This is a genomic window from Paenibacillus donghaensis (assembly GCF_002192415.1).
GTDB classification, from domain to species: domain Bacteria; phylum Bacillota; class Bacilli; order Paenibacillales; family Paenibacillaceae; genus Paenibacillus_AQ; species Paenibacillus_AQ donghaensis.
In genome coordinates, this window is sequence record NZ_CP021780.1 from 2585187 (window position 1) to 2607917 (window position 22731).

Genomic DNA, 22731 nt, shown 5'->3' on the forward strand with positions numbered 1-22731 from the left:
AAACAGCATGCCAGGCGATTGTAAGGAGCTATAAGATATGATACATTATGAATGAACATAAATATATTCATTCACATCCTTAATGATAGAGGTGCGTACTATGAAGACACTGATTATCTACAAATCTGTCCACCGCAAGAACACAGAACAGATTGCCAAGGTTATGGCGGCGGTGCTGGAGGCAGAGCTTGCCAAGGTTGAGGATGTCCGTCCCGAGATGCTTGGCCACTATGATCTGATAGGTTTCGGATCAGGAATTTATGCCTCTAAGGTTCACCGGAAGCTGGCCCGTTTTATCCGTCGAATGCCTGTTGAGAACCGCAATGTATTTATTTTCTGCACATCAGGCTCGGGTGAATTTAAGAACCAGCAGCAGCTTACGGCTCAGCTCTCAGCGAAAGGCTGCAAGGTCGTAGCGGAATATCATTGCTCCGGCGAATTCAGCCCGCTAGGCTTCAACCTGGACAAAAAAGGACATCCCGACCCACTTGATCTGCAAGGCGCGCGCAGTTTCGCCGAGAATCTTCGGAAGGAGGCTTACGTATGCTGAAGATTCAAGATAGCCACAGCTACGCTATGAAGGAGTTTCATTCCTTGAAGGTTGAGCTGGACATGTTAAATGTTCATGTTATTCCTGCTGAGGACAGCCAAGAGCTGAAGCTGGTTCTCCACGGAAAAGCCCTGCAGGGGCTGAGACTGGTCTCGGCCATCGACAATCATACACTTGTGGTGGGAATTGAACGGAAGTCTTTTTTTCCATTGTATGAAGCGGTTGTGCTGGATATTTATTGCCCTCCTGCTCAAATGGCCATGCTGGCGATTCATCTCTCAACAGGGAAGCTGGAAGCGGAGCGGCTGGCTGCGAATACCATTGACCTTCGTACCTCAACCGGAAATATAAGCATCGGTACGCTGGAAGCGGATACCATAGTCATCAAAGGCGCGTCCTCAGCGATCAAGATTGGGCAGTATCATGCCAGGAATACGGAGATTGAAACCTCTACCGGAAGTATCACATTGGACAGCGGCTGCGGAAGCCTGAATGTCCGGTCAAGCTCAGGAAAAGTGCATGTTGCTTGCAATAAGGTCGAAGACCAGAACCTTGCGCTTACAACTACAACTGGCAGTATCCGTTTACAGCTTCCAGGTGATACGGAATTTATGCTGCAAGCGGGGACAAGAACAGGAAGCATTCATTCTGATTTTCCGGTGGATACGGCGTGGAATACGGGCAACAAGCAGCTCAAGGGAGGAACAGGAGCGAATACCAATACGGTAACTCTTAAATCCACAACAGGAAGTATAAAGCTGCTGAAAATGGCCTGAGCACAATCGCTAGTAGTGAAGTTCGGAGCGCTCCTGTGGGGGCGCTTTTATTTTGGATTTACATAGATTGGGTTTACATAGCATAGATAAACGATGTATAGTAATCCTATGTATAACAGACAGCTGTTGAAAGGAGACTGACGGATGAAGGTGAGCAAAGAGATGCTGAAGGGCAGCACTGGTACGCTGGTGCTTACGCTTCTGGCGGAACAGCCACTGTATGGATATGAGTTGATCAAAGCGCTGGAGCAGCGTTCGCAAGGTGTGTTTGCCTTAAAGGAAGGCACGCTCTATCCGCTGCTGCATGCGATGGAGAACGAACGATGGGTAGAGGCCTACTGGACGGAAGTGGAAGGACGCAAACGTAAATATTACCGTATTCTGGAGCAGGGTACAGAGAAGCTGAAGGAGAAGCGGGCGGAATGGCGATTATTCCGGGGGGCTGTGGACGCTGTACTGGGGGAGGAAGGCGTATGATGAAGTCAGAGCTGGAGCTGGATTTTCTGGATGAGGTATGCGGACAGGTCAGCGCGCAAGAGGCGCATGCGGAGATCAGGCGGGAGCTGGGCAGCCATCTGGAAGACTTGATTGCAGAGCGGGAAGTGCTAGGTGAATCCAGAGAACAAGCCATTGCTTGGGCGCTTGCCCAGATGGGAGAGCCGCGCAAGCTTGGCCGGAGCCTGCATCAGGTACATAAGCCGCGTATCCCGTGGGGGCTGCTGGCGGTTATGATGTTAATGTCCATAATTAGTCTGCTTGTGATGAGTTCAATACAGTTTAGTCCCGTTGAACTGCCCTATGACTTAAATATTCTAGAAAATCATTCCGTTAATATGGTGTTGGGAATCGTGCTGATGGTGGGGTTCTACTTCATTGATTATCGCAAAATTATCAAAATATCCTGGCTTCTATATGGAGCATCGCTTGGAATCATTTTATTAACTATGTTAAACAGTGTTACCATTAATGGAAAGGCATATTATATGCATTTGATGATGCTACGCGTTAATCTGATTTCCTTCACTCCCTATCTGCTGCTTGTTGCGGTAGCGGGCATCTTGATTCAGAGAAGGAAATCCATGACGGTGCCAAGCTGGCAGAACAATGTACAGGAAATAGCGATGGTTACGACTCCGGCACTGGCTTATGCTTATGCGGCTATTGTTCCAGAATTAGCTACCTATCTAGTAGCAGCACTGATCTTATATACCTTCATTACCCGCAAGTATCTGATTGCGCTGGCTTCCGGGGTGCTTATACTTGGGGGGACCGTGATGCTATCCTGGATGAGCAGTGATTATGTACGAGACAATATTATAGGAGCCATTAACCCGCAGCTTAACCCTGATTCCAGCGGCTTCATCTATAACAGGTTACGCGAGACTATAAGCACTGCGGGATGGTGGGGACACGGTTTCGGCGTATTGCCGGAGAATCTGCCATATGTGTATACGGACACGATAGCCGCCTATTTAATCTATTCTTTTGGCTGGGGAGGCGGATTGATTCTGATAAGCATCGGGGTGCTGTTCTTCAGCAGGCTTGTCAAGGCTATTAGGGCGATCCGCCATTCCTACGGACAAGCACTTGTATTGGCGATGGCTGTCATGCTGGGGCTGCGGCTCGCTTATGGACTGGCGACAATGAGCGGGCGGATGGTACTGACCTCGATTCCTTTTCCATTCCTTAGCTACGGATCGCATATTATCTTCGAATACGCCGCACTTGGTCTGCTGATGGGTATCTACCGGCGTAAGGATATTGTACGGCCCGATCAGCTCCCTATTTCCGGCTAACGTTTCAGAAGCAGCGCTCGTGTCCAACAATAAGTATACCTGTATCAACGCATCCTAAGGAGGACACCGAGATGATAAATCAGGAGCTGAACTACTCCATGTGGAAGATGTTCTATGGCACAGATAACACACTGGCTTATGATTATGAGCACACCAGTATAATTCTGACGCCTGATCCGAAGGAAAAGGGGAAATTCATTAGATGAAAAAGCGGTACGGCAACACAAGCCTCCGGGTGCTCTTGCTCCTGCTGTCCATAGGGATGATAACGGCTGGACCTCAGCTGGCCTCTGCCGCTTACAGCGGATCATCCGCCGATAAAGTGCTGCAGCAGATGGGGCTTGAGAAGCAGCGGGCCTTCCCGCAGGGGTTTGTCTATCTGGATGAGGTAATCCCAACAGCGGAATACGAAATCCGATACTACGGCGACAATAACTTTGTAGGCAGACGGATTGACGGCTATAAGGCGCCGCTGGCGATTTATTCCAGCAAGGGAGCAGCGGCACTGAAGGCGGTAAGCGATGAGCTGGAACCCAAAGGCTACATTCTCAAGATTCATGATGCCTACCGGCCGCAGCAGGCAGTCAATCATTTTGTCCGCTGGTCGCAGAATGCAGCGGATCTGAAGATGAAGGCGCAGTATTATCCGGCACTGGATAAGCGCAATTTGTTCAAGCTTGGCTTCATCGCCCGCAAATCCGGCCATTCCAGAGGCAGCACGATTGATCTCACCCTGGCGGATGCGAAGAGTGGAGAGGAGCTGGACATGGGCAGCCCGTATGATTTTTTCGGCAGCATTTCTTATTATGAGACGAAGCTGATCACACCCGCCCAGCAGCGAAATCGTGCCATTCTGAAGAATGCGATGGTCAAGCACGGCTTTAAGCCTTACAGCAAGGAATGGTGGCATTTCACACTGGTGAAGGAACCTTTCCCGCAGCAGTATTTCAATTTCAAGGTGGAATAAAAGAACGACCGCAGCCGATATTTAGTTTTCAGACAAGACAAGCTTTGCTTACGCTCCTTCGGGAGATAGGGGTGAGGCCTGTTTTTTGTATGCCGAGGGATTGACAGGACTAAATTGCAGGAGTATCTTTAAATTAAATTAAACGATGTTTAAAACAGTGTTTATCAAATAGGAAGGAGGCTACTTGCACAACCTATGACTCATGACAGAACCCAGACGGAATCAACGGTAGATAAAGATACGAAACAAATTATTCTGGAAGCTACGGTGGAGTTAATCCGGGAAGAAGGGTTTGGCTGCGCAACGCTGCGCAAAATTGCCAGCCGCGCCAACACGAATCTTGCGCTGGTGAATTATTATTTTGGTTCCAAGGACCAATTACTTTCCGACGCGATGCGAATGCTGATCTCCACCTTTGACGAAGTCTTTGCAGCGCTGGAGGACCCGGCTATGGGGCCCAAGGAGCGGCTTAAGCATTTTTTTGTTGCTCTCCTGGGCAAGGTGCAGCAGTATCCCGGATTGGTCCGCAAGATGATGGATCAGACACAGCATATTATTGGCTCGCACACCGAATACAGCCGATACTGGAAGGTGATGCGGGTTCAGCAGATGCATGCCGTCCTGACGGAGATCACCGGAGAAACAGAGGAGAGCAGACTGTCTACCATGCTGGTTCAGCTCTATGGGGCGGCTATATTCAGCTTGACCCTAAGCAGCTGTCCGAACACGGATGAAGGAGAGAAGCTTCCCTTGGGATTCACCCTGCTCTCCGTTACAGAGCAAATTGATGAATTGATTGAGCGTTATTTCTATCAGTATAAGTAAACAATTAATTATAAAGAGAGAAGAGTGGAGAACTGGTGTCAAATCTAAACACAACCCATAACACAGCCGAGGAGCAGCCTTTCTCGCTGAAGGCCATTATTCCGCCTCTACTGGCAATTATCGTAGGGATGATTATGGTTATTCTGGATGGAACGGTCGTTAACGTAGCTGTACCCAAGCTGGTGGAGTATTTCTCTACCGATCTGAAGACTATTCAATGGGCAATTACCGGGTATACGCTGGCGCTCGCTGCGGTTATACCGCTTGCCGGCTATATGACTGACCGGTTTGGCTCGAAGCAGGTATTTCTCGTCACTGTAGGTATGTTCGTGTTAGGTTCAATTCTATGCTCGTTCGCGCAGACCTCCGGTCAGCTGATCCTCTTCCGTATCATCCAGGGACTGGGCGGAGGCATGGTGGCGCCGATCGGCCTTGCCATGGTATTCCGGCTGGCGCCGCTGGAGCGCAGAGGTTCAATCATGGGTATGCTGGGCATTCCGATGCTGCTTGCTCCCGCACTGGGACCGGTGCTGTCGGGCTGGCTGATTGAATATGTGAGCTGGCATTGGATCTTCCTGATCAACCTGCCAATCGGGATCGTTGGGATAATTCTGGGGATTAAATATCTGCCGAAGACGGAGAAGAAGGGCAAAGCGCATCTGGATCTGTTCGGCATCATTCTGGCGCCGATTGCGTTCTCTATGCTGGCATACGGTGTGAACGAAGGCGGAGGCGGCAGTTGGTCCTCAACCTCGACGATTGTAGGATTGTCTGTCGGTGGCGTTGCGCTGATCCTGTTCATCATCGTGGAACTGCTGCATAAGCACCCGCTGCTGGAGCTGCGGGTCTTCCGCTCCTCCGACTTCACACGCGGTATCATCTTGACCTGGGTTACCCAGGCCGCACTGTTCGGGTCGATGCTGTTTGTACCGCTGTATCTGCAGCAGATTCGTAATTTCACACCGCTGGAAACCGGACTGATCCTGCTTCCACAAGCCTTATCCTCCGGGATAGGCATGCCGCTCGGCGGACGGCTGTTTGACAAGATTGGGGCACGTCCCTTGGCGTTCGTCGGACTTAGCATCATCTCGACTGCACTGTTCCTGCTCTCCGGCATCACGGTCGATACCGGCCTGCCGTTCATCATGATGTGTCTGGCCTTCATGGGTCTGGGTATGGGCTTGTCGATGATGCCGCTGAACACTCATGTGCTGAACTCGGCACCGAAGGAACTGGTCGGACGGGTCACACCGCTGACTGCGGCTGCCCAGCAGGTCGTTGTGTCCTTCGCCGTTGCGGGCATGACCGGTTACCTGACCAGCCAGATCGCGGTGCATTCCACGGAGCTGGTGCAGGGCGGCAATCCGTTATCTGCCGCTGTGCTTGGCTTCAATGATGTGTTCTTCCTGGCTGGCTGCATTGCCGTGGCCGGGGTGGTAATCAGCATCATTCTGCGCAAGCCGAAAGCAGCAGCGAAACCATCTCCCGAAGATGGACATGCCGGGGAACCTGCGGTGATGATTCATTAAAGCTTGTCATAGCAAAAAGAGCCGGACTTCCGTATGCGGAGGGCCGGCTTTTGTGTTGGTACTACTTAGGTCCAGCTCTTTTACTATTCAGTTTCAGCGTGGAATGTGAGGTTGCCAAGAACGTACGGAGCAAATAAATGCGAAACTGCAACTAATTTCTGTCGAATCCTCCATCAGTAGGCGTTTAAGTGCGAATCCGCAACTAATTTCGAGTAAATCAAGCCTCATACGCTCAAACGGCCAAATTAGGTGCCTTTATGCACTTATTTGTTCCAAAACGGAAAAAGTAGATTGATTAGATGCACTTTTGCAACTAAATCATAGGTTCGAACTTATGCAAATCACCGATGAGCTAATTCCTGGATTGTCTCAGCATACGGGATCTAAGTAGTACATTTGTGTTTCACTATAAGCTGCTGCTTAAGGCAGCTTATGATCTGCTCTGCCGGTGATTCTGCGCCGGAAGGGCAGATTCCCCAGCAGCTCGGAAGCTAGAATGCCCAGCAGCACCAGCGAGGCTCCGGCATAGCCCTGCAGGGATAGCTGTTCACCGGCGAACCAGAAGGCAAACAGGGCGGCGAACACCGGCTCCAGCGAGAAGATCAGCCCGGTACGGGTCGGCGAGGTGAACTTCTGGGCCACCGGCTGCAGAATGAAGCCGCAGGCGCTGCATAGGATACCGAGCGCGAGAATCGCGGCCCAGCCCGGCAGCGTAGACGGCAGCGCGGGGGTCTCGAAGATCGCCGAGAGGATCAGGGCATACCCGCCAGCGAAACCAAGCTGCAGGATGCCAAGGTTCAGGGTGTCGCTGGTTGTGACGGCAGCGCCCGTAACCAGAATCTGCACCGCATAGAAGGCTGCGGCAAGAATGCAGAGAAAATCACCCGGCTGGATGCTCAGCGCCGAGTTCAGGGTCAGCAGGCCGATCCCGGCAATGGCGAGTATGGAGCCGAACAGCTGGGGGGGCGAGACCTTTTTGCGGAACACCATCACCTCAAGCAGCGGCACAAAAATCACCGTTAGCGCAACCAGAAATCCGGCGTTGGAGGTACTGGTAGTCTTCAGGCCAAAGGTAATGCAGGTGAACACACCCAGCAGCAGGAAGCCTAGCACAGCCCCATATTTCATGGTCCGGGCATCGACCCGTCTCAGCCGTTTATGAAACAGCACACCCGCCAGGATAAAAGCCAGGCCAAACCGCAGCGCAATCAAATTGAACTCTCCCAGCGTACCCAGTCCCATCTTCATAAACAGGTAGGACGACCCCCAGAACATCGTAACCATGATCAGCAGCAGCTCAGCCTTATGCGGCTTCATTTCTCATCATCCTTCTTTATTTAAATAAAGTATAAGTTTCCAGAGCCGTTTCTTCTTACAGCTTAATACAGTATAATTTGCTGAGATACATAAGAATACTGAATGTTTAGCATAACAAACATGAGTAATACTCATGTATATCAGGGCTGGGAAGGTACAGGGGGAGAACGGGTTGAGCATTAATAAATATGAGGTTTTTCTGAAGGTTGTTGAGCTGGGCAGTCTGACCAGAGCCGCTGATGTGCTAGGGTTCACGCAATCCGGCATCAGCCATACGATCAGCAGTCTGGAGATGGAGTTCGGGTTCACGCTGCTCATCCGCAACCGTTCCGGCGTCAAGCTGACCGTCAACGGAGAGCAGGTGCTGCACCCGATCCGGGAGATTCTGAAATGGAATGAGCAGCTGAAGCAGGAGGTCGCCGATATCCACGGGCTGGAGGTGGGGACGATCACTATCGGCACGTTCACCAGTGTATCTGTGCATTGGCTGCCCGATATGATCAAGCAATTCCGCAAGGAGTATCCTTATATTGAGTTCAAGCTGATGGAGGGCGGTTACCTAGAGATTGAGCAATGGCTGGAGGCGGGAGTGATTGACTGCGGGTTCATCTCGCTGCCTACCCGGGAGAAGTTCGAGGTCATTCCGCTCAAAAAAGACCGCATGCTGGCCATCGTCGCCAAGGATCATCCACTCAGCAGCGCCCCGCATTTCCCGCTGGCCCAGCTTGCCCACGAGGACTTCATCATGCCGAAGACCGGCTCGGATTATGATGTAAGGCGCGTGCTGGAGAAGGCGCGGATCAAGCCGAACATTAAATTCTCCGCAGGGGACGACTATGCCATCATCGCGATGGTTGAGAAGGGGCTGGGCATCAGCATCCTGCCGGAGCTGGTGCTGGCGCGCCAGAACCATCAGGTAGTGATGCTGGAGCTGGAGGAGCGTAGCTTCCGGTCGCTTGGCATCGCCGTCCATTCCATGAAACATGCCTCCCCGGCCGCGAAGCGGTTTCTGAAGCATGTGGAGGGATGGAGGGGGGCCTGATCATTTAGGGTGATTTTATAATATGTTAGCTTGCAGTTATACTATTCGAGAATAGACATAGAGGAAGGTGGGCGGGACAATGACACAACCCGAGAAGATTTACAACACGGCCGTAGAAGCTACACTGGAGGTCATTGGCGGAAAGTGGAAACCGGTCATTCTGTTTCATCTTACCTTTGGCAAGAAACGCAATAGTGAGTTCAAGACCCTGATCCCGGCCATTACGCAAAAAGTGTTGACACAGCAACTGCGTGAGCTTGAAGAGGAAGGAATTATCCTGCGAATATCTTACAATCAGGTACCACCAAAGGTGGAATACGAATTAACCGATTACGGGATGAGCCTCAAAGACCTCCTGCACCATATGTGCCGTTGGGGAGAAGGCCATATGGAGCGGAAGTATGAGGGAAAGGCTGTTGTACGGGCCAATGACCCGCTTGAATCTGTGAATCATACATGAGCAGGCCGTCTATTCAGTTACGGAATTAATTTACGTCTGCGGAAATCATCGAAGATGTCCACAAACATTTGCTGTGTATCGATGTATTCGTGGAAGCCGAATCGTCGGGCCTTGGAGCCATCCGCGAAGAAGTCGTAATTCCAGCCAAACACGAAATCTCCAAAGGCCCAGGAGGAGACTTCACTGTATGAATGCTCTGCAAGTCCATGTTGCCGAACCATCGTATTCCACAGTTCTTCCTTGTCAGCCATCACAAGATCGAGGGACATGGGCAGCGGCGGCGCGGTCTCCAGTCCGAAATACTTGGCAATTGCCGGCCACAGCTCATTCCAGCGGAATAAATCCCCATTCGTAATATTAAAAGCCTGATTCGCACATCGCTCGTCGGTGGCTGCCCAAACTGTGGCCTTGGCCAGGAGTCCTGCATCCGTCATCTCCAGCAGGCTGTCGTAAGCGCCCGGTTTACCCGGAAAACGCAGCGGCAAGCCAAGCTGCTTGGAGATGGAAGCATAAATTGCAATGACCATAGCCAAATTCATCGGATTGCCAAGCGAGAAGCCGCAGACGACAGAAGGTCGAAGCGCTGACCAGGTCCAGGTGTTGTCTTGTTGCCGCGTCTCAAGGTAATTCTGTTGATCAACATTAAACTCGGGTGGCATGTGATGGGCATCTGTCTCACGGGCGGGTGTCTTGAACGGCCCCAGATGAGCACCATATACCTTGTAGCCTTGCATCAGACTGATATGCTGCAGCCGGGTGGCAACAGGTTCAATCGCTTCCACCACATTCACCAGTATGGCCAGATTGGGTGGAACCAGCTCTGCCCAGGTTGGCCGATCCTGATAAGCGGCATAGAAGATATGGGTCACTTCGGTCAATCCGCTTAATTTCCGGAGAGTGGATTCCTTGTCGAGCAGGTCAACTGATACATAGCGGACACGGTCTGTCTGCTCCCCTCCGCGGCGGGAGAGTCCGATCACTTCCCAATCGCTCAGCGTTGTCAGATATTCGATCAGATTACGGCCGATGACACCATTTGCGCCTACAACCAAAGCGACTTTGTGTGCTGCCAGAGAGTTCGTATTCATATGGGTTCAGCTCCTTCTATTCTGTATTGTGTCGCCCTGTTAGTATGGCGGAAGGAGCGGGTGGTTGAGAAGTACGCACTTTGAGGTGCTATAAGCACTTTAATGTAATGTAAGGAATGTTGAGCTCCGTAATAACCCAAGAAATACAGCTGCAGCAGCCGCTTAAGAAAATAGGCTAATCAGGAAGGGGGCTGAAATCTATGATTCATGTGAACAATGATCAAACGCTGAGCGAAGCGAAACTTTTGTTGAAATATAATGCAGAAACGGATACCGTCTCTTTCAGAGGACTGCGAAGCCGTTTCTGCTTGACGGAATGCATGTGGGGCGGGTGTAGGCTCTGAAATGGTGCGGCAACTTAGCCGACTTAATAAGGGGGCAACCCTTACAGCAGAAACCGATCAGGAGGCTGTGGGTTACTACCGGAAGAACGGGTTCTTGGTCATGTGCCTGGGCGAGAAGTATCCGGGGACCGAACGGTTCGAGTGTGTGCTAATGATTTAGTTGCGATACTGCATCTAAATAGCTGTTTTTGTTGAATTTGGAGGAAATAAGTGCAAAAGAGCATCTAATTTCAGCGTTTGAGCGAAATAGGCTTGATTTACTCGAAATTAGTTGCAAATTCGCACTTAAACGACCGATGACTCACGATTCGGCTGAATATAGTTGCAGTATCGGTTACTACTTAGGACCCTGCGAGGGTATAGAGGGTTACTCGAGAAGGTTAGGGGATCGCGCTACCTTAACCCAAACCCTCCCCCACCCGAACTTCAGGTAACCTACGTCCTAACGGACCGTATAGCTTCTATTTCCTCATTTCTGCGCTGGTTTGGAATGTAACGGACCGCATAGCCTCTATATCGGAAAAACAGGCCCTAACTAGTGGGTTTCGGCTTGAATAGGGGCTCCTGAGTCCGTTAGACCTGCAAAACAGCCTTTTTACAGCAAATAGAGGCTCCTGAGTCCGTTAGTAGTCTGAAAGTTAAGCGCTGGTTACTGGCAACGGCCTTCATTTGTTATGCTTAGCCTCCTTGTCGCGCGGTGTGGTATGACAGGCTCGGACGAGTAACACAAGGAACACAAGGGGGTTCTAAGTAGTAACCAGTTTCGCATTTATTTGCTCTCAGAGTTCCAAACCAAATGCTAAATTCTCATAATATAAGATGTGAAAAAGCATTGACCTGTGCTGTGCTTCGTGAGAGAATGTACGCGTGTACATTAAGCGGATATTACGCTTACAGAAGTGATGAAAAAGGAAGTGTGTGCCTATCGCCAGTCGAAAAGAGGTGGCCGACGCTGCGGGCGTATCGGAAGCAACCGTCTCACGGGTGCTGAACAATGTGGGCCCGCTGAAGGAAAGCACCAAGCTTAAGGTGCTGGAGGTAGCGCAACGTCTGGGTTATACCCCAGCTCGCTTGCCCGCAGCTTTGCCCGCAAGCGGAGCGGGAATCTGGGCGTGGTCATGCCCCATCTGCCCAAAGCCCGCCTATTCTCTGCGTATTATTTCTCGGAAATCTTAAGCGGAATCGGCAGCAAAGCACGGGAAGAGGGCTACGACCTGCTGATGCTGTTCCGTGATGCCGATGAACCCATGGACTACTCCGCCTTGTTCCGCACGCGCAAGATTGACGCCTGTATTGTACTGGGAGCCAAGGAAGAGGCCGGTGAGCTGGCCGCACTGCGGCAGATGAAGGCGGAGGGACATCCTTACTGCCTAATCAATCAGAACTTCACAGGCGAGGAATTCCATGAAGTGGACGCCGATCATGTGGAAGGCAGCCGCCAGGCTGTGAAACATCTGCTGGAGCAAGGCCACCGGCGCATCGCCTTCCTCAATGGGCCTGCTGAATATTCGAACAGCCGTGACCGTCTGTGCGGTTACCGCAGCGCGCTGGAAGAAGCAGGCCTTGAGCCTGATCCTGCGCTGTTGCTGGCCGGCAACTTCAGCCGCAGAAGCGGCGTAGCGGCCGCGGCACAGCTGGCCCCGCGGCTTGCCTCGATCGATGCGGTATTGACCGCCAATGACCGGATGGCGATCGGGCTGCAGCAAGGTCTGCGCGAGCTTGGTGTTCAGCCGGAGCAGCTGCCTGCCATCGTTGGCTACGATGATTCGGAGGCCGCAGAACTAACGACTCCTGCGCTGAGTAGTGTGCGTGTCCCTTTTTTTCAGCTGGGAGAGATTGCCGCAAGCCGGGTGCTGGAGCTTCCGCCTAGCGGGGAAGCGGCGGCAGAGACACCGCTGATCAGGGTCAAGCTGCCTGCTGAGCTGGTGGTTCGTGCCTCTTCACTGAGGGCGGCGGCGCAGGTTCACCCAGACCAAAGTCAATAGAAACCAACACAACCCTGAGGAGGAATAGGATGAAGCAGCTACGCATCGGAATGATCGGCTACAAATTTATGGGCAAGGCCCACAGCAACGCTTACCGCAGTCTGCCTATGTTTTTCCCGAAGTCGCTGAAGCCCGAGATGTCTGTGCTATGTGGCAGGAATGGGGAAGCCGTCCGTGAGGCGGCGCGGGTCATGGGCTGGGCGGAGAGCGAGACCGATTGGCGGCGGCTGGTAGAGCGTGAGGATATCGACCTTATTGACATCAACGCGCCGAGTAATGCCCACAAGGAAATTGCACTGGCTGCCGCGAAGGCGGGCAAGCATATTTTCTGCGAGAAACCGCTGGCGCTTACCCTCGAAGATTCCCGTGAAATGCTGCAGGCTGCGGAAACGGCCGGTGTGGCACATATGGTCGGCTTCAACTACCGTTTCTCTCCGGCGGTAAGATTGGCGAAGAAGCTGGTAGACAGTGGACGTCTGGGGCAGATTTATCATTTCCGTGCCTGGTTTCTGCAGGACTGGATTCTGGACCCGGAGTTCCCGCTGGTCTGGAGGTTGCAGAAGGAGATTGCCGGTTCAGGCTCGCATGGGGATCTTGGGGCGCATCTGATTGATCTGGCTCATTATCTGGTTGGAGGGATCAAGGAAGTCATCGGCATGAGCGAGACCTTCATCAAGGAACGTCCGCTGGCGGCCGAGATGACCGGACTTAGCGCCACAGGCGACAAGAATGCACCCAAGGGACAAGTTACTGTGGATGATGCCACATTGTTTCTGGCCCGTTTTGACAATGGCGCGCTGGGCAGCTTCGAGGCTACCCGATTTGCGGCTGGCCACCGCTCGACTAATTCTTTTGAGATTAATGGAAGTCTTGGCAGTGTGAAGTTCGATTTCGAACGAATGAATGAGCTGGAGGTGTATCTGACCCGGGATGATGAGGATGTGCAAGGGTTCCGCCGGGTGCTGGCGACTGATCCTGCCCATGACTATGCGGAGGCCTGGTGGCCGCCGGGACATACGATTGGTTTCGAGCACACTTTCATTCATGAAATGCTGGAGCTGAGTCAGGCGTTGGAGGAAGGACGGCAACCGCAGCCGAATTTCCGGGATGGCGTGAATTGCCAGGCGGTGCTGGAAGCCGTAGAACGTTCGGTGGCGGAGCGGCGCTGGGTGACTATATCCGAGATGTGAAAATTCTAACTAAGGGGTGCTGACGTTGAAAAAAGCATTAATCGTATGGGGCGGCTGGGATGGACATGAGCCGGAGCAGGTAGCCGCCATTTTTGCGGAGATGCTGCGTGAAGCGCAGTTTGAAGTGGAGGTCTCGACTACGCTTGCGGTGTTTGACGATGCCGACAAGCTCATGGGCCTGGACCTGATTGTGCCGGTCTGGACAATGGGTGAAATTGCAAGAGAGCGGGTCGACAACATCTCCGCGGCAGTGCAGAACGGAACCGGCCTGGCGGGCTGCCATGGCGGGATGTGTGATGCCTTCCGCAAGAATACGGACTGGGCGTTCATGACTGGAGGACAATGGGTGGCCCATCCTGGCAATGACGGCGTGAAGTACACGGTCCACATCCCGGAGAGTACCCATCCGCTGGTTGCAGGTCTGGAGGATTTCGAAGTGACTACCGAGCATTATTATCTGCATGTCGACCCTGCGGTGGAAGTGCTGGCGACGACCCGCTTCCCGCTGGTCGACGGTCCGCACCGGCTGAACAAACCGGTAGATATGCCGGTAGTCTGGACCAAGCACTGGGGCGTAGGCCGGGTCTATTATCATTCGCTAGGCCATCATGCCGACATTGTGGCCCTGCCGCAGGTTAAGGAAATGCTGCGCCGTGGACTGCTGTGGGCTGCCGAGGGCAAGGCAGAAGCGCAGAATCTTATAGGGAAAGAACCCGTAAATGGAAACAGCTACAGTGGCATGGCAGACAGTCAATAAAACTCCGGGAGCGATCAACCAATGGATAAAGTGAAGGTTGGCATTATCGGCTGCGGCAAAATCAGCAGCATTTATATGGAAAACTGCCAGAAGTTTGAACTGCTGGACCTGGTAGCGTGTGCAGACATGGACTTGGCGAGAGCCGCAGTGCAGGCGGAGAAATATCAGATCCCGCTAGTGTATACAACGCAGCAGCTGCTGGATGATCCGCAGATTGAACTGGTGATCAATCTGACCATTCCATCTGCCCATGCAGAAGTCAGTCTGAAGGCCATCGCAGCAGGCAAACATGTGTATGTGGAGAAGCCGCTCGCTGTCACCCGGGAAGAAGGGCTGGAGATGCTTGCCGCGGCAAGGGCCAAGGGGGTGCTTCTAGGCAGCGCACCGGAGACTTTCTTCGGTGCAGGCATACAGACCGTGCTGAAGCTGCTGGCTGACGGAGTGATCGGCAAGCCGGTGGCGGCCTCCTCATTCATGCTGGCGCGGGGACATGAGCATTGGCATCCTGACCCGGAATTCTATTATGCTGCCGGAGGCGGTCCGATGTTCGACATGGGACCTTATTATCTGACGGCGCTGGTACAGCTGCTCGGTCCGATCCGCACAGTAACGGGCATGACTGGCACCGCGCTGCAGGAAAGAACGATAACCAGCGAGAAAAAAGCAGGGCAGAAGATTCCGGTCAGCATTCCCACGCATGTAGCCGGAACATTGCAATTCCAAAGCGGTGTGATCGCTACGATGATCACCAGCTTCGATATTTTCGGGGGCAGTGATCTGCCGCCGATCGAGATCTACGGGACGGAAGGGACGGTGCAGGTCCCTGATCCGAACACGTTCGGCGGGACGGTGCGATACCGCCTGACCGGAGAACAGGAATGGACCGAGCAGCCGCTGCTGCCGGGGTATGAAGAGAATACGCGCGGCATCGGTCCGGCAGACATGGCGAGCGCCATCCGCAGCGGACGCGCCCACCGGGCGAGTGGAGACATGGCCTATCACGTGCTGGAAGCGATGTGGGCGTTCCATGATTCCTCTGATGCTAAACATTTCTATGAAATGAAGAGTACATGCACGCCGCCCGCGCCGCTGCCGCAAGGCTTGGCCCCTTACGTATTGGACTAATGCAACATCTGGCGTCCACAGCGCGTTTAGTAGTTAAACAGCTGAGGATGTGAATATATGCCAAACATGAAACGATATTGGCTCGGAATATCCGCAGCGGCTTTGATTCTGGGCGGCTGCACGGATAAGGAAGGGGCCGAGAATGCTAAGCCGGAGCCTACGCCCGCGCAAACCATGGCGGCTGAGCTTGCTGCGGATTCTCCCGTGGCCAAGAATGGAAACAGCGAAACGGTTAAGGTAAAATATCCGGGGAATGTAACAGGGATTCGAGGTTTGCTAAAGGCTGAAGAGATTCCGAACGGTGACCTGTACCTGCAGGATGACAAGCTGCACGTTAATATTGTCGGCTTGACCGATGAGGTGGAGCAGCGCTTTGCAGAGAAATTTACCGCAGGCAGCTATACCCTGCATGACGTGAAATACACTCATCAGGAATTAGAGGCGGCCCAGAAGCTTATTGTGCACGAACAACTTCACGAGAAGCTGAATCTCTATGGGACTGGCATTGATGTCATCGGCAACCGGCTAACTGTCACTGTGCCGGACGACAGTGCAGCGGCAGCCAAGCTTGAGCTGGAGAAGCGGGTGGACCCGGGAATGCTGGAATACAGCATTATAGAGCTGGGCGAACCTCATGTCACGGGAGAAATTATTGAGATGGAAGCCGGAGAGAAACCGCGTATGCTGATTCTGGAACCCGGGCAGGAGGAGCCTACCTACTGGTTCTCGATCAGCGGCAAATCTGAGCTGTATGATACCGCCGGTGAAACGATAAGCTTCAAGAGCCTTAAGGTGGGACAGAAGGTAGACCTGTGGAGCACCGGAACGGTACATGATTCGCTGCCTGCACAAGCTTCCCTGCGGCGGCTGGAGCTTAAATAGAGATGCCCTGCACATCAGGATTTTCAGGCAACTGTACTCCCCATTCTTAAGTTCATAATATAATGGAACGTTATTTATCAGACCAGCAGGTCTTCCTAAATGGAGGTTGCTGGTTTTTTGTTGCCATGTTGTGAGGTGAAACTAATGTATAGTTAACTGGTTGGAATAATGTGAAATAGATCATATCACATAATGTGAGCTTTAATATAAAATCACTCTAGTAAACCAATAGAGTTGTTTGTTAATTGTTTTCTGCTGCTCTATATACAACGGGTAGTGTTGCAGTTTTATTCTGTCAAACGGAAGGTTGTACAAATGAACTTAGACTGGGATTTCATGATTGAAAGTTTACCCTTATACGGGGATGCCATGTGGTTGACGGTGAGATTGGCTTTCATCTCAATTTTGTTCTCGCTTATGATTGGACTCTTATTCAGCCTGGTGTTGTTCTATAAGGTCAAAGGCATTAGCGGAGCGATAAGGGCCTATGTTGAATTGTCCAGAAATACTCCCTTGCTTGTTCAATTGTTCTTCCTGTATTACGGGTTGCCCAAAGTAGGACTTCAGATGAGCGAATTCACCTGTGCAATTGTGGGTATGACCTTTCTTGGCGGCAGCTATATGACAGAGGCCTTCAGAAGCGGAATTGAGGCGGTAGGCCAATCACAGCTTGAATCGGGTCTTAGTATTGGACTTAGCAAAATACAGCTGGCGAGATACGTAATACTTCCGCAGGCACTTGCCATCAGCATTCCTTCTCTGGGAGCAAACGCAATCTTTCTGCTAAAGGAAACTTCAATTGTAGGAGCCATCGCTTTAATGGATTTGATGAATGTAGCCAAAGATTTAATTGGCATGCATTACAAAACAGCGGAGTCGCTTCTTCTCCTGGTGTTGGCTTACCTGTTGCTGGTCCTGCCTTTATCGCTGCTGCTGAGTTGGGTGGAAAGGAAGGTGCGACATGCCGAATTTGGGAATTGAGGTTTTGTTCGAAGGATCAAATTTTCAACGTCTGCTGGGAGGACTGCTGGTCACCATTGAAATATCTTTTCTTTCCATTATAATCGGGACCTTATTAGGGATAGTTATGGGTCTACTCCGAACCTTTGATTCCAAAGCTTTAAGACTTGTGCTAAGGCTGTACCTTGAAGCTTTTCGGATTATTCCGATCCTGGTTTGGCTGTATGTGGCGCATTTCAGTTTCTCGCCTTTGCTTCAAATCGACATCAGTGGGGAAGCCACTGCGATCCTTGTATTTAGTCTGTGGGGGGCAGCAGAGATTGGAGATATTGTACGCGGAGCGCTGGAATCCATGCCGAAACATCAGGTGGAGTCGGGGCAGGCGCTTGGACTAAGCAGTGGACAGCTGTACCGGTATATTCTTATTCCACAGGCTGTACGCCGAATGCTGCCAGGCTCCATTAACTTGGCTACCCGAATGGTCAAGACCACCTCGCTGGTTGTCCTCATCGGTGTAATTGAAGTAGTGAAGATTGGACAGCAAATCATTGAGCTTGGCGTAATTAAAGCACCAAATTCCTCATTTTGGGTGTACGGCTTCATTTTTATTCTGTATTTTCTGGTATGTTATCCATTGTCGAAGCTCTCGAAGAGATTCGAACATAAATGGGGAAATTAGGGATTAAGGAAGGAACGGCAGAAATGGCACAGACGGGTGAAATCTTGCTGGATATAAAGGGAATTAATAAGTTTTTTGGAGACAGGCAAGTTTTGAACGGAATTGATCTGCAGGTGAGAAGAGGAGAGGTGATCGTAATTCTGGGTCCCTCAGGCTGCGGGAAAAGCACGTTATTGCGATGTCTTAACGGCCTTGAGCCGGTCCAAGGCGGTAATATACAGTATCGCGGTCAGAATCTTACAGAAGCTGGTGTGAATTGGCGGGAACTTCGCCAGCATATCGGCATGGTATTTCAAAATTATGAATGTTTTCCACACATGACGGTTATCGATAACATTCTGCTGGGACCCCTGAAGGTACAGAAGAGAGAGAGGCCGGAGGCGCTGCAGCAGGCAGAACAACTACTTGACCGGGTCGGACTGCTAGATCGCAAGCATGATTATCCACGGCAGCTGTCTGGAGGCCAAAAGCAGCGAATCGCAATCGTTAGAGCTCTAAGCATGAACCCGGATATCATTTTATTTGATGAAGTGACAGCTTCGCTTGATCCCGAAATGGTGCGTGAGGTCCTTGATGTTATTCTGGGTCTTGCCAAACAGGGAATGACAATGATTATTGTGACGCATGAAATGGGGTTTGCCAAGTCCGTTGGGGACCGGATCGTATTCATGGATCAAGGCAAGGTATGTGAAGCAGCTGCACCGGAGCAGTTTTTTACTCAACCCGCGACAGAACGTGCACAGCACTTTCTAAATATATTTCAGTACAATAAACTATAGAAACAGGGGATGAAGAAGGATGAGAAAAGGCAGACAATTATTGATGGGATTCATAGCTGCAAGTATGTTACTAATGGGAATAACCGCATGCGAAAATTCTGATAACAACGGAGGAACAAAAACGGACTCCTCCAAATTTGCATCTATAGAACAGCTGAAGAAAAAAGACAAACTCAGAATTGGTGTATTCGCCGACAAGCCTCCATTTGGCTATGTGGATTCCGAAGGTAAAAATCAAGGGTTTGATGTTTACATTGCGAAGAGATTCGCAAAGGATCTGCTTGGGGAAGAATCAAAGGCTGAATTTGTTCTGGTGGATGCGGCAAGCCGTGTTGCCTATCTGGAATCCAATAAAGTTGATATCATTATGGCTAATTTTACTGTTACAGATGAAAGAAAAGAAAAGGTGGACTTTGCCAGTCCTTACATGAAGCTGTCCTTTGGTGTTGTATCTCCTGACAGTGCGCCGATCACTTCAATCGACCAGTTGAAGGAGAAAGGACAGAAGCTGATCGTAGCCAAAGGAACAACGGCGGAAACCTATTTCACCAAGGAGTATCCTGAGATTGAATTGCTGAAATTTGATCAATACACGGAAATATTCTCCGCACTCAAAGATGGCCGCGGTGCTGCGATCGCGAACGACAATACTGAATTGATCGCGTGGGCAAATTCAAATCCTGGTTTTACAGTCAGCATTCCTGCTTTTGGCGGTCAGGATACTATCGCACCAGCGGTTGCAAAGGGAAATGCCGAACTGCTCAACTGGATCAACAAAGAGCTTGATTCTCTCGGCAAAGAACAGTTTATTCATCAGGCCTATAAAGAAACCTTGAACGAAGTCTACGGTGAAGGGTATAGCGATCAGCTTGTGGTGGAGGGCGGGAAAATCGAGTAGTCAGATGATTTATTACCAAATAAAACGGATACATTTCCTGGGCTGGATAAATTAGTTTTGATTCCGTTATAACAATAATTTTTTGTTTGACAGAGTAGACAGTAGCCTCCATAATACAATTCATACTAAACATATATGATTTGAAGGGGAGGGTCAGTCATGTCACGGTTTAACGCATCATTTAGAAAGTCATTTTGGATAGGAACATTAGCCATTCTATTATTGTTGGTGGTTGCAGGATGCTCCAATTCCAAGAATGAACCTGATCCTAATAAAGGCGCTCAGCAAAACACGAATCAAGAAGCTAATCAGAGTGCAAATACGGAAGAGCCTGCGGCGGGAGGAACCTTCGTCTATGGACGGCCGGCTTCCGTAACGTCACTTGATTTGCATAATCAGATTACGTCGAACAATGCCTTTGCCATTGACAAGGTATTTGAATCCTTAGTTGCTTTTGACAGCAAGGGCGAAATCGTGGACTGGCTTGCCAAGTCCCATAACATCAGTGAAGACGGTTTGACATATACGTTTGTATTGCGTGACGGCTTGAAGTTTTCGAACGGCACTGATGTTACTGCGGAGGATGCGGTATTCTCGTTACAGCGGCATTTGAAGGTTGGCGGCCCGCTGGCGATAGCGGCAAAGGTCGATACGACTAAAGCGCAGGATAAACAAACGTTTGTTATTACGCTTAAGGAGCCTTATACACCGTTTATCTCCGAGCTGTCCAACTTCTCCAATGGTATCATTCCGAACAATTTCGGCGGTGTTACCGAAGAAGAGTTCTTCAAGAAACCGGTAGGTACAGGACCTTTCGTTGTTGAAAAGTGGGACCCTGCAGGCGATCTGACTTTCACCAAGAACCCGAACTATTGGCAAGAAGGAAAGCCATATATTGATCAGCTTGTTTACAAGCTGATTGAAGACGACAGCCAGGCGATCAACCAGCTGAAGGCCGGGGAAGTTAATGCTATTGAATCTTTGGCTCTGCAAAATGCTGATGAAATCAAGCAAGGCCCTGACACTACAGTAGTAACCAATGGCAGTTGGGTAACAGAGCAATTGTTCTTCAATACGCTGGACAAGTATTTCTCTGATGTGCATGTCCGTCGTGCGCTCGCTCTGGCACTGGACCGTGAAGGCTTGACTAAGGCGCTTACCTTTGGATATGCACAAACTGCAAATTCATTGCTGCCGACAACGATTCCATATCATGCGAATGATACAATTAAGGCACTGAACTTCGATATAACTGCAGCCAAGGAAGAGCTTGCCAAATCTGCCTTCCCTAATGGATTCACTACAAAATTGCTTGTAGCATCCGGCAACGGCACAAGAGCACAAGAGGCGCAAATTATCCAGGCAGCGGGTAAAGCGATCGGGATCAACATTGAGATTGAATCGATTGAACTGGCCACTTTCCGTGAGCGTTTCTTCGCCTATGATTTTGCAATCATGCTCAACAGCGGTCAAGCCGATTCTCCCGAAGCGAACTCGATTATTGCTTTCCAAACCGATCCGGAAGGCTTCAGTAAATCGTACTGGACCCATTACACGAATGATGAAGTGACTAAGCTTCTATATGAAGGCCAAAAAACACCAGATGGCAAGGAACGTGAAGAAATCTACACCAAGCTGCTGCAAACTCTTGCTGATGAAGTGCCGTACATTCCGCTATATTATCCGGATATTCTGAAAGGCGTAGGTTCTTCAGTGGATGGTCTCGTAGTTTTACCTAACGGCAGCGTTCGTTTTGAAGAAGTCCGTATCGGTAAATGATGAAGAGAAGTAAGCCGTTGAGCCAATCGTCAGGAATGAATACATCTTACAGCTGGCTTGGGACAGCTCTGTTAAGAGCCTTGGCAGTTATCCTCTTTGTAGTGACAGCAGTCTTTTTTATTATCAGAATCGTGCCTGGGGATCCCGCCAAAATGATTCTGGGAGAATACAGCACGCCTGAGGCCCTCGAGAGTATGCATCATACTCTCGGGCTGGATCTCCCTTTATGGGAACAATTCATCCGGTTTGTGAAGACGCTGCTCACACAGGGAGATACCGGCAATTCTATTATTGCAGGAACTTCTACCAAAGTGCTGATTGCCGAGCGGGCGCCCATTACCTTGCTGCTTATTGGGATGGCCTGTATTTTGGCAATCATAATTGCACTTCTGCTCGCTACGCTTGCAGCCACGCACAAGGATAAGCTGCCGGATCATTTGATACGTATTTTTCCTACAATAACTTTGGGTATGCCAATCTTTTGGGTTGGCATGCTTTTGATTCTGCTGTTCAGTGTCCGTCTTCACTGGTTTCCCGTTGGGGGTGTAGGCGAAGGGTGGACGGGTACCTTGTACAGTCTTACCCTTCCGGCGATTACCGTCGCCTTTTCCCAGATTCCAACGCTGGTCCGTTCGTTAAGAGCGCAGATGCTTGAAATATTGGAATCCGATTTTGTTGTCACATTGAAGGCTGCGGGATTACCAAGCAGGGTAATTCTGTTTAAGCATGTGCTGCGTAACTCTGCGCTTCCGACCCTGATGCTGCTTGGTGTAAATATTTCTTATCTTATCGGCGGTACCCTGGTCGTTGAACAGGTGTTTGGCATCAAGGGAATTGGCAGCTTGCTGTTTACTTCAATTTCGAATCGGGATTTCCCGGTCATTCAAGGCATAGCGCTTTATTGTGCGATATCTGTTGTGATCATCAGCCTCCTGATTGAAATCACTTCCTGGTGGCTTGATCCCAGAACGAAAGGAAAACAATGAAACGTATAAGAACAGAA

General features: G+C 50.7%; 23 protein-coding genes and 1 pseudogene. 22 read left to right on the forward strand and 2 right to left on the reverse strand.

Annotated features, from left to right (window positions below; all coding sequences use genetic code 11):
- Positions 1–100 precede the first annotated feature (100 nt).
- From B9T62_RS11305 to B9T62_RS11335, 8 genes are all read left to right on the forward strand, one after another.
- Entirely contained in the window at positions 101–550 is a 450-nt protein-coding gene (locus tag B9T62_RS11305; protein ID WP_157685571.1) for a flavodoxin domain-containing protein, read from the forward strand.
- The gene (locus B9T62_RS11310; protein WP_087915353.1) at positions 544–1326 is read left to right on the forward strand and encodes a DUF4097 family beta strand repeat-containing protein; all 783 of its coding nucleotides are present in this window, start codon (positions 544–546) and stop codon (positions 1324–1326) included. Before B9T62_RS11305 ends, B9T62_RS11310 begins: the two co-directional genes overlap by 7 nt.
- A 144-nt stretch (positions 1327–1470) precedes the next feature.
- On the forward strand, positions 1471–1803 hold the full coding sequence (locus tag B9T62_RS11315) for a PadR family transcriptional regulator (RefSeq protein ID WP_087915354.1): 333 nt from the start codon (positions 1471–1473) through the stop codon (positions 1801–1803).
- Positions 1800–3122: an FtsW/RodA/SpoVE family cell cycle protein gene (locus tag B9T62_RS11320; RefSeq protein ID WP_157685572.1), complete on the forward strand. Its 1323-nt coding sequence runs from the start codon at positions 1800–1802 to the stop codon at positions 3120–3122. The genes B9T62_RS11315 and B9T62_RS11320 overlap by 4 nt, the downstream gene beginning before the upstream one ends.
- Before the next feature lie 71 nt (positions 3123–3193).
- Complete coding sequence (locus B9T62_RS41240) at positions 3194–3328, forward strand: hypothetical protein (RefSeq protein WP_281257717.1); 135 nt, start codon at positions 3194–3196, stop codon at positions 3326–3328.
- On the forward strand, positions 3325–4089 hold the full coding sequence (locus B9T62_RS11325) for a M15 family metallopeptidase (RefSeq protein ID WP_211296447.1): 765 nt from the start codon (positions 3325–3327) through the stop codon (positions 4087–4089). The genes B9T62_RS41240 and B9T62_RS11325 overlap by 4 nt, the downstream gene beginning before the upstream one ends.
- Before the next feature lie 195 nt (positions 4090–4284).
- Entirely contained in the window at positions 4285–4914 is a 630-nt protein-coding gene (locus B9T62_RS11330) for a TetR/AcrR family transcriptional regulator (protein WP_087915356.1), read from the forward strand.
- Positions 4915–4949: 35 nt separating this feature from the next.
- Positions 4950–6443: an MDR family MFS transporter gene (locus tag B9T62_RS11335; protein WP_087915357.1), complete on the forward strand. Its 1494-nt coding sequence runs from the start codon at positions 4950–4952 to the stop codon at positions 6441–6443.
- Positions 6444–6863: 420 nt separating this feature from the next.
- Here B9T62_RS11335 and B9T62_RS11340 read toward each other — a convergent pair whose 3' ends face one another.
- The gene (locus B9T62_RS11340; RefSeq protein WP_087915358.1) at positions 6864–7760 is read right to left on the reverse strand and encodes a DMT family transporter; all 897 of its coding nucleotides are present in this window, start codon (positions 7758–7760) and stop codon (positions 6864–6866) included.
- A gap of 172 nt (positions 7761–7932) precedes the next feature.
- Between B9T62_RS11340 and B9T62_RS11345 the strand changes: the two genes are divergently transcribed.
- Together B9T62_RS11345 and B9T62_RS11350 are read left to right on the forward strand one after the other, a co-directional pair.
- The gene (locus B9T62_RS11345; RefSeq protein ID WP_087915359.1) at positions 7933–8802 is read left to right on the forward strand and encodes a LysR family transcriptional regulator; all 870 of its coding nucleotides are present in this window, start codon (positions 7933–7935) and stop codon (positions 8800–8802) included.
- Between the two features lie 79 nt (positions 8803–8881).
- Positions 8882–9262 carry a winged helix-turn-helix transcriptional regulator gene (locus tag B9T62_RS11350; protein ID WP_087915360.1) on the forward strand — a complete coding sequence of 127 codons (381 nt, stop codon included), beginning with the start codon at positions 8882–8884 and terminating at the stop codon, positions 9260–9262.
- Between the two features lie 17 nt (positions 9263–9279).
- Here B9T62_RS11350 and B9T62_RS11355 read toward each other — a convergent pair whose 3' ends face one another.
- On the reverse strand, positions 9280–10350 hold the full coding sequence (locus tag B9T62_RS11355) for an SDR family oxidoreductase (RefSeq protein WP_087915361.1): 1071 nt from the start codon (positions 10348–10350) through the stop codon (positions 9280–9282).
- 345 nt (positions 10351–10695) lie between these two features.
- Here B9T62_RS11355 and B9T62_RS38955 point away from each other — a divergent pair, with 345 nt between their 5' ends.
- From B9T62_RS38955 to B9T62_RS11410, 12 genes and pseudogenes are all read left to right on the forward strand, one after another.
- The gene (locus B9T62_RS38955) at positions 10696–10854 is read left to right on the forward strand and encodes a hypothetical protein (protein WP_157685573.1); all 159 of its coding nucleotides are present in this window, start codon (positions 10696–10698) and stop codon (positions 10852–10854) included.
- A 764-nt stretch (positions 10855–11618) separates the two neighbouring features.
- Positions 11619–12679: pseudogene (locus B9T62_RS11360) on the forward strand (LacI family DNA-binding transcriptional regulator).
- A gap of 29 nt (positions 12680–12708) precedes the next feature.
- The gene (locus B9T62_RS11365; protein ID WP_087915362.1) at positions 12709–13869 is read left to right on the forward strand and encodes a Gfo/Idh/MocA family protein; all 1161 of its coding nucleotides are present in this window, start codon (positions 12709–12711) and stop codon (positions 13867–13869) included.
- Between the two features lie 25 nt (positions 13870–13894).
- The gene (locus tag B9T62_RS11370; protein WP_087915363.1) at positions 13895–14626 is read left to right on the forward strand and encodes a ThuA domain-containing protein; all 732 of its coding nucleotides are present in this window, start codon (positions 13895–13897) and stop codon (positions 14624–14626) included.
- Between the two features lie 21 nt (positions 14627–14647).
- Positions 14648–15751, forward strand: coding sequence for a Gfo/Idh/MocA family protein (locus tag B9T62_RS11375; protein ID WP_087915364.1), 1104 nt, complete (start codon positions 14648–14650; stop codon positions 15749–15751).
- A 57-nt stretch (positions 15752–15808) separates the two neighbouring features.
- Complete coding sequence (locus tag B9T62_RS11380) at positions 15809–16633, forward strand: DUF3221 domain-containing protein (protein ID WP_087915365.1); 825 nt, start codon at positions 15809–15811, stop codon at positions 16631–16633.
- Positions 16634–16948: 315 nt separating this feature from the next.
- Positions 16949–17614, forward strand: coding sequence for an amino acid ABC transporter permease (locus B9T62_RS11385; RefSeq protein WP_087915366.1), 666 nt, complete (start codon positions 16949–16951; stop codon positions 17612–17614).
- On the forward strand, positions 17595–18272 hold the full coding sequence (locus tag B9T62_RS11390; protein ID WP_087915367.1) for an amino acid ABC transporter permease: 678 nt from the start codon (positions 17595–17597) through the stop codon (positions 18270–18272). The genes B9T62_RS11385 and B9T62_RS11390 overlap by 20 nt, the downstream gene beginning before the upstream one ends.
- 23 nt (positions 18273–18295) lie before the next feature.
- The gene (locus tag B9T62_RS11395; RefSeq protein WP_087920230.1) at positions 18296–19051 is read left to right on the forward strand and encodes an amino acid ABC transporter ATP-binding protein; all 756 of its coding nucleotides are present in this window, start codon (positions 18296–18298) and stop codon (positions 19049–19051) included.
- Positions 19052–19070: 19 nt separating this feature from the next.
- Complete coding sequence (locus tag B9T62_RS11400) at positions 19071–19949, forward strand: cysteine ABC transporter substrate-binding protein (protein WP_087915368.1); 879 nt, start codon at positions 19071–19073, stop codon at positions 19947–19949.
- 159 nt (positions 19950–20108) lie between these two features.
- Positions 20109–21728: an ABC transporter substrate-binding protein gene (locus tag B9T62_RS11405; protein WP_087915369.1), complete on the forward strand. Its 1620-nt coding sequence runs from the start codon at positions 20109–20111 to the stop codon at positions 21726–21728.
- A complete protein-coding gene (locus B9T62_RS11410; RefSeq protein WP_245864420.1) occupies positions 21725–22714 on the forward strand; it encodes an ABC transporter permease in 990 nt (329 codons plus the stop codon). Before B9T62_RS11405 ends, B9T62_RS11410 begins: the two co-directional genes overlap by 4 nt.
- The last annotated feature ends 17 nt before the right edge of the window (positions 22715–22731 follow it).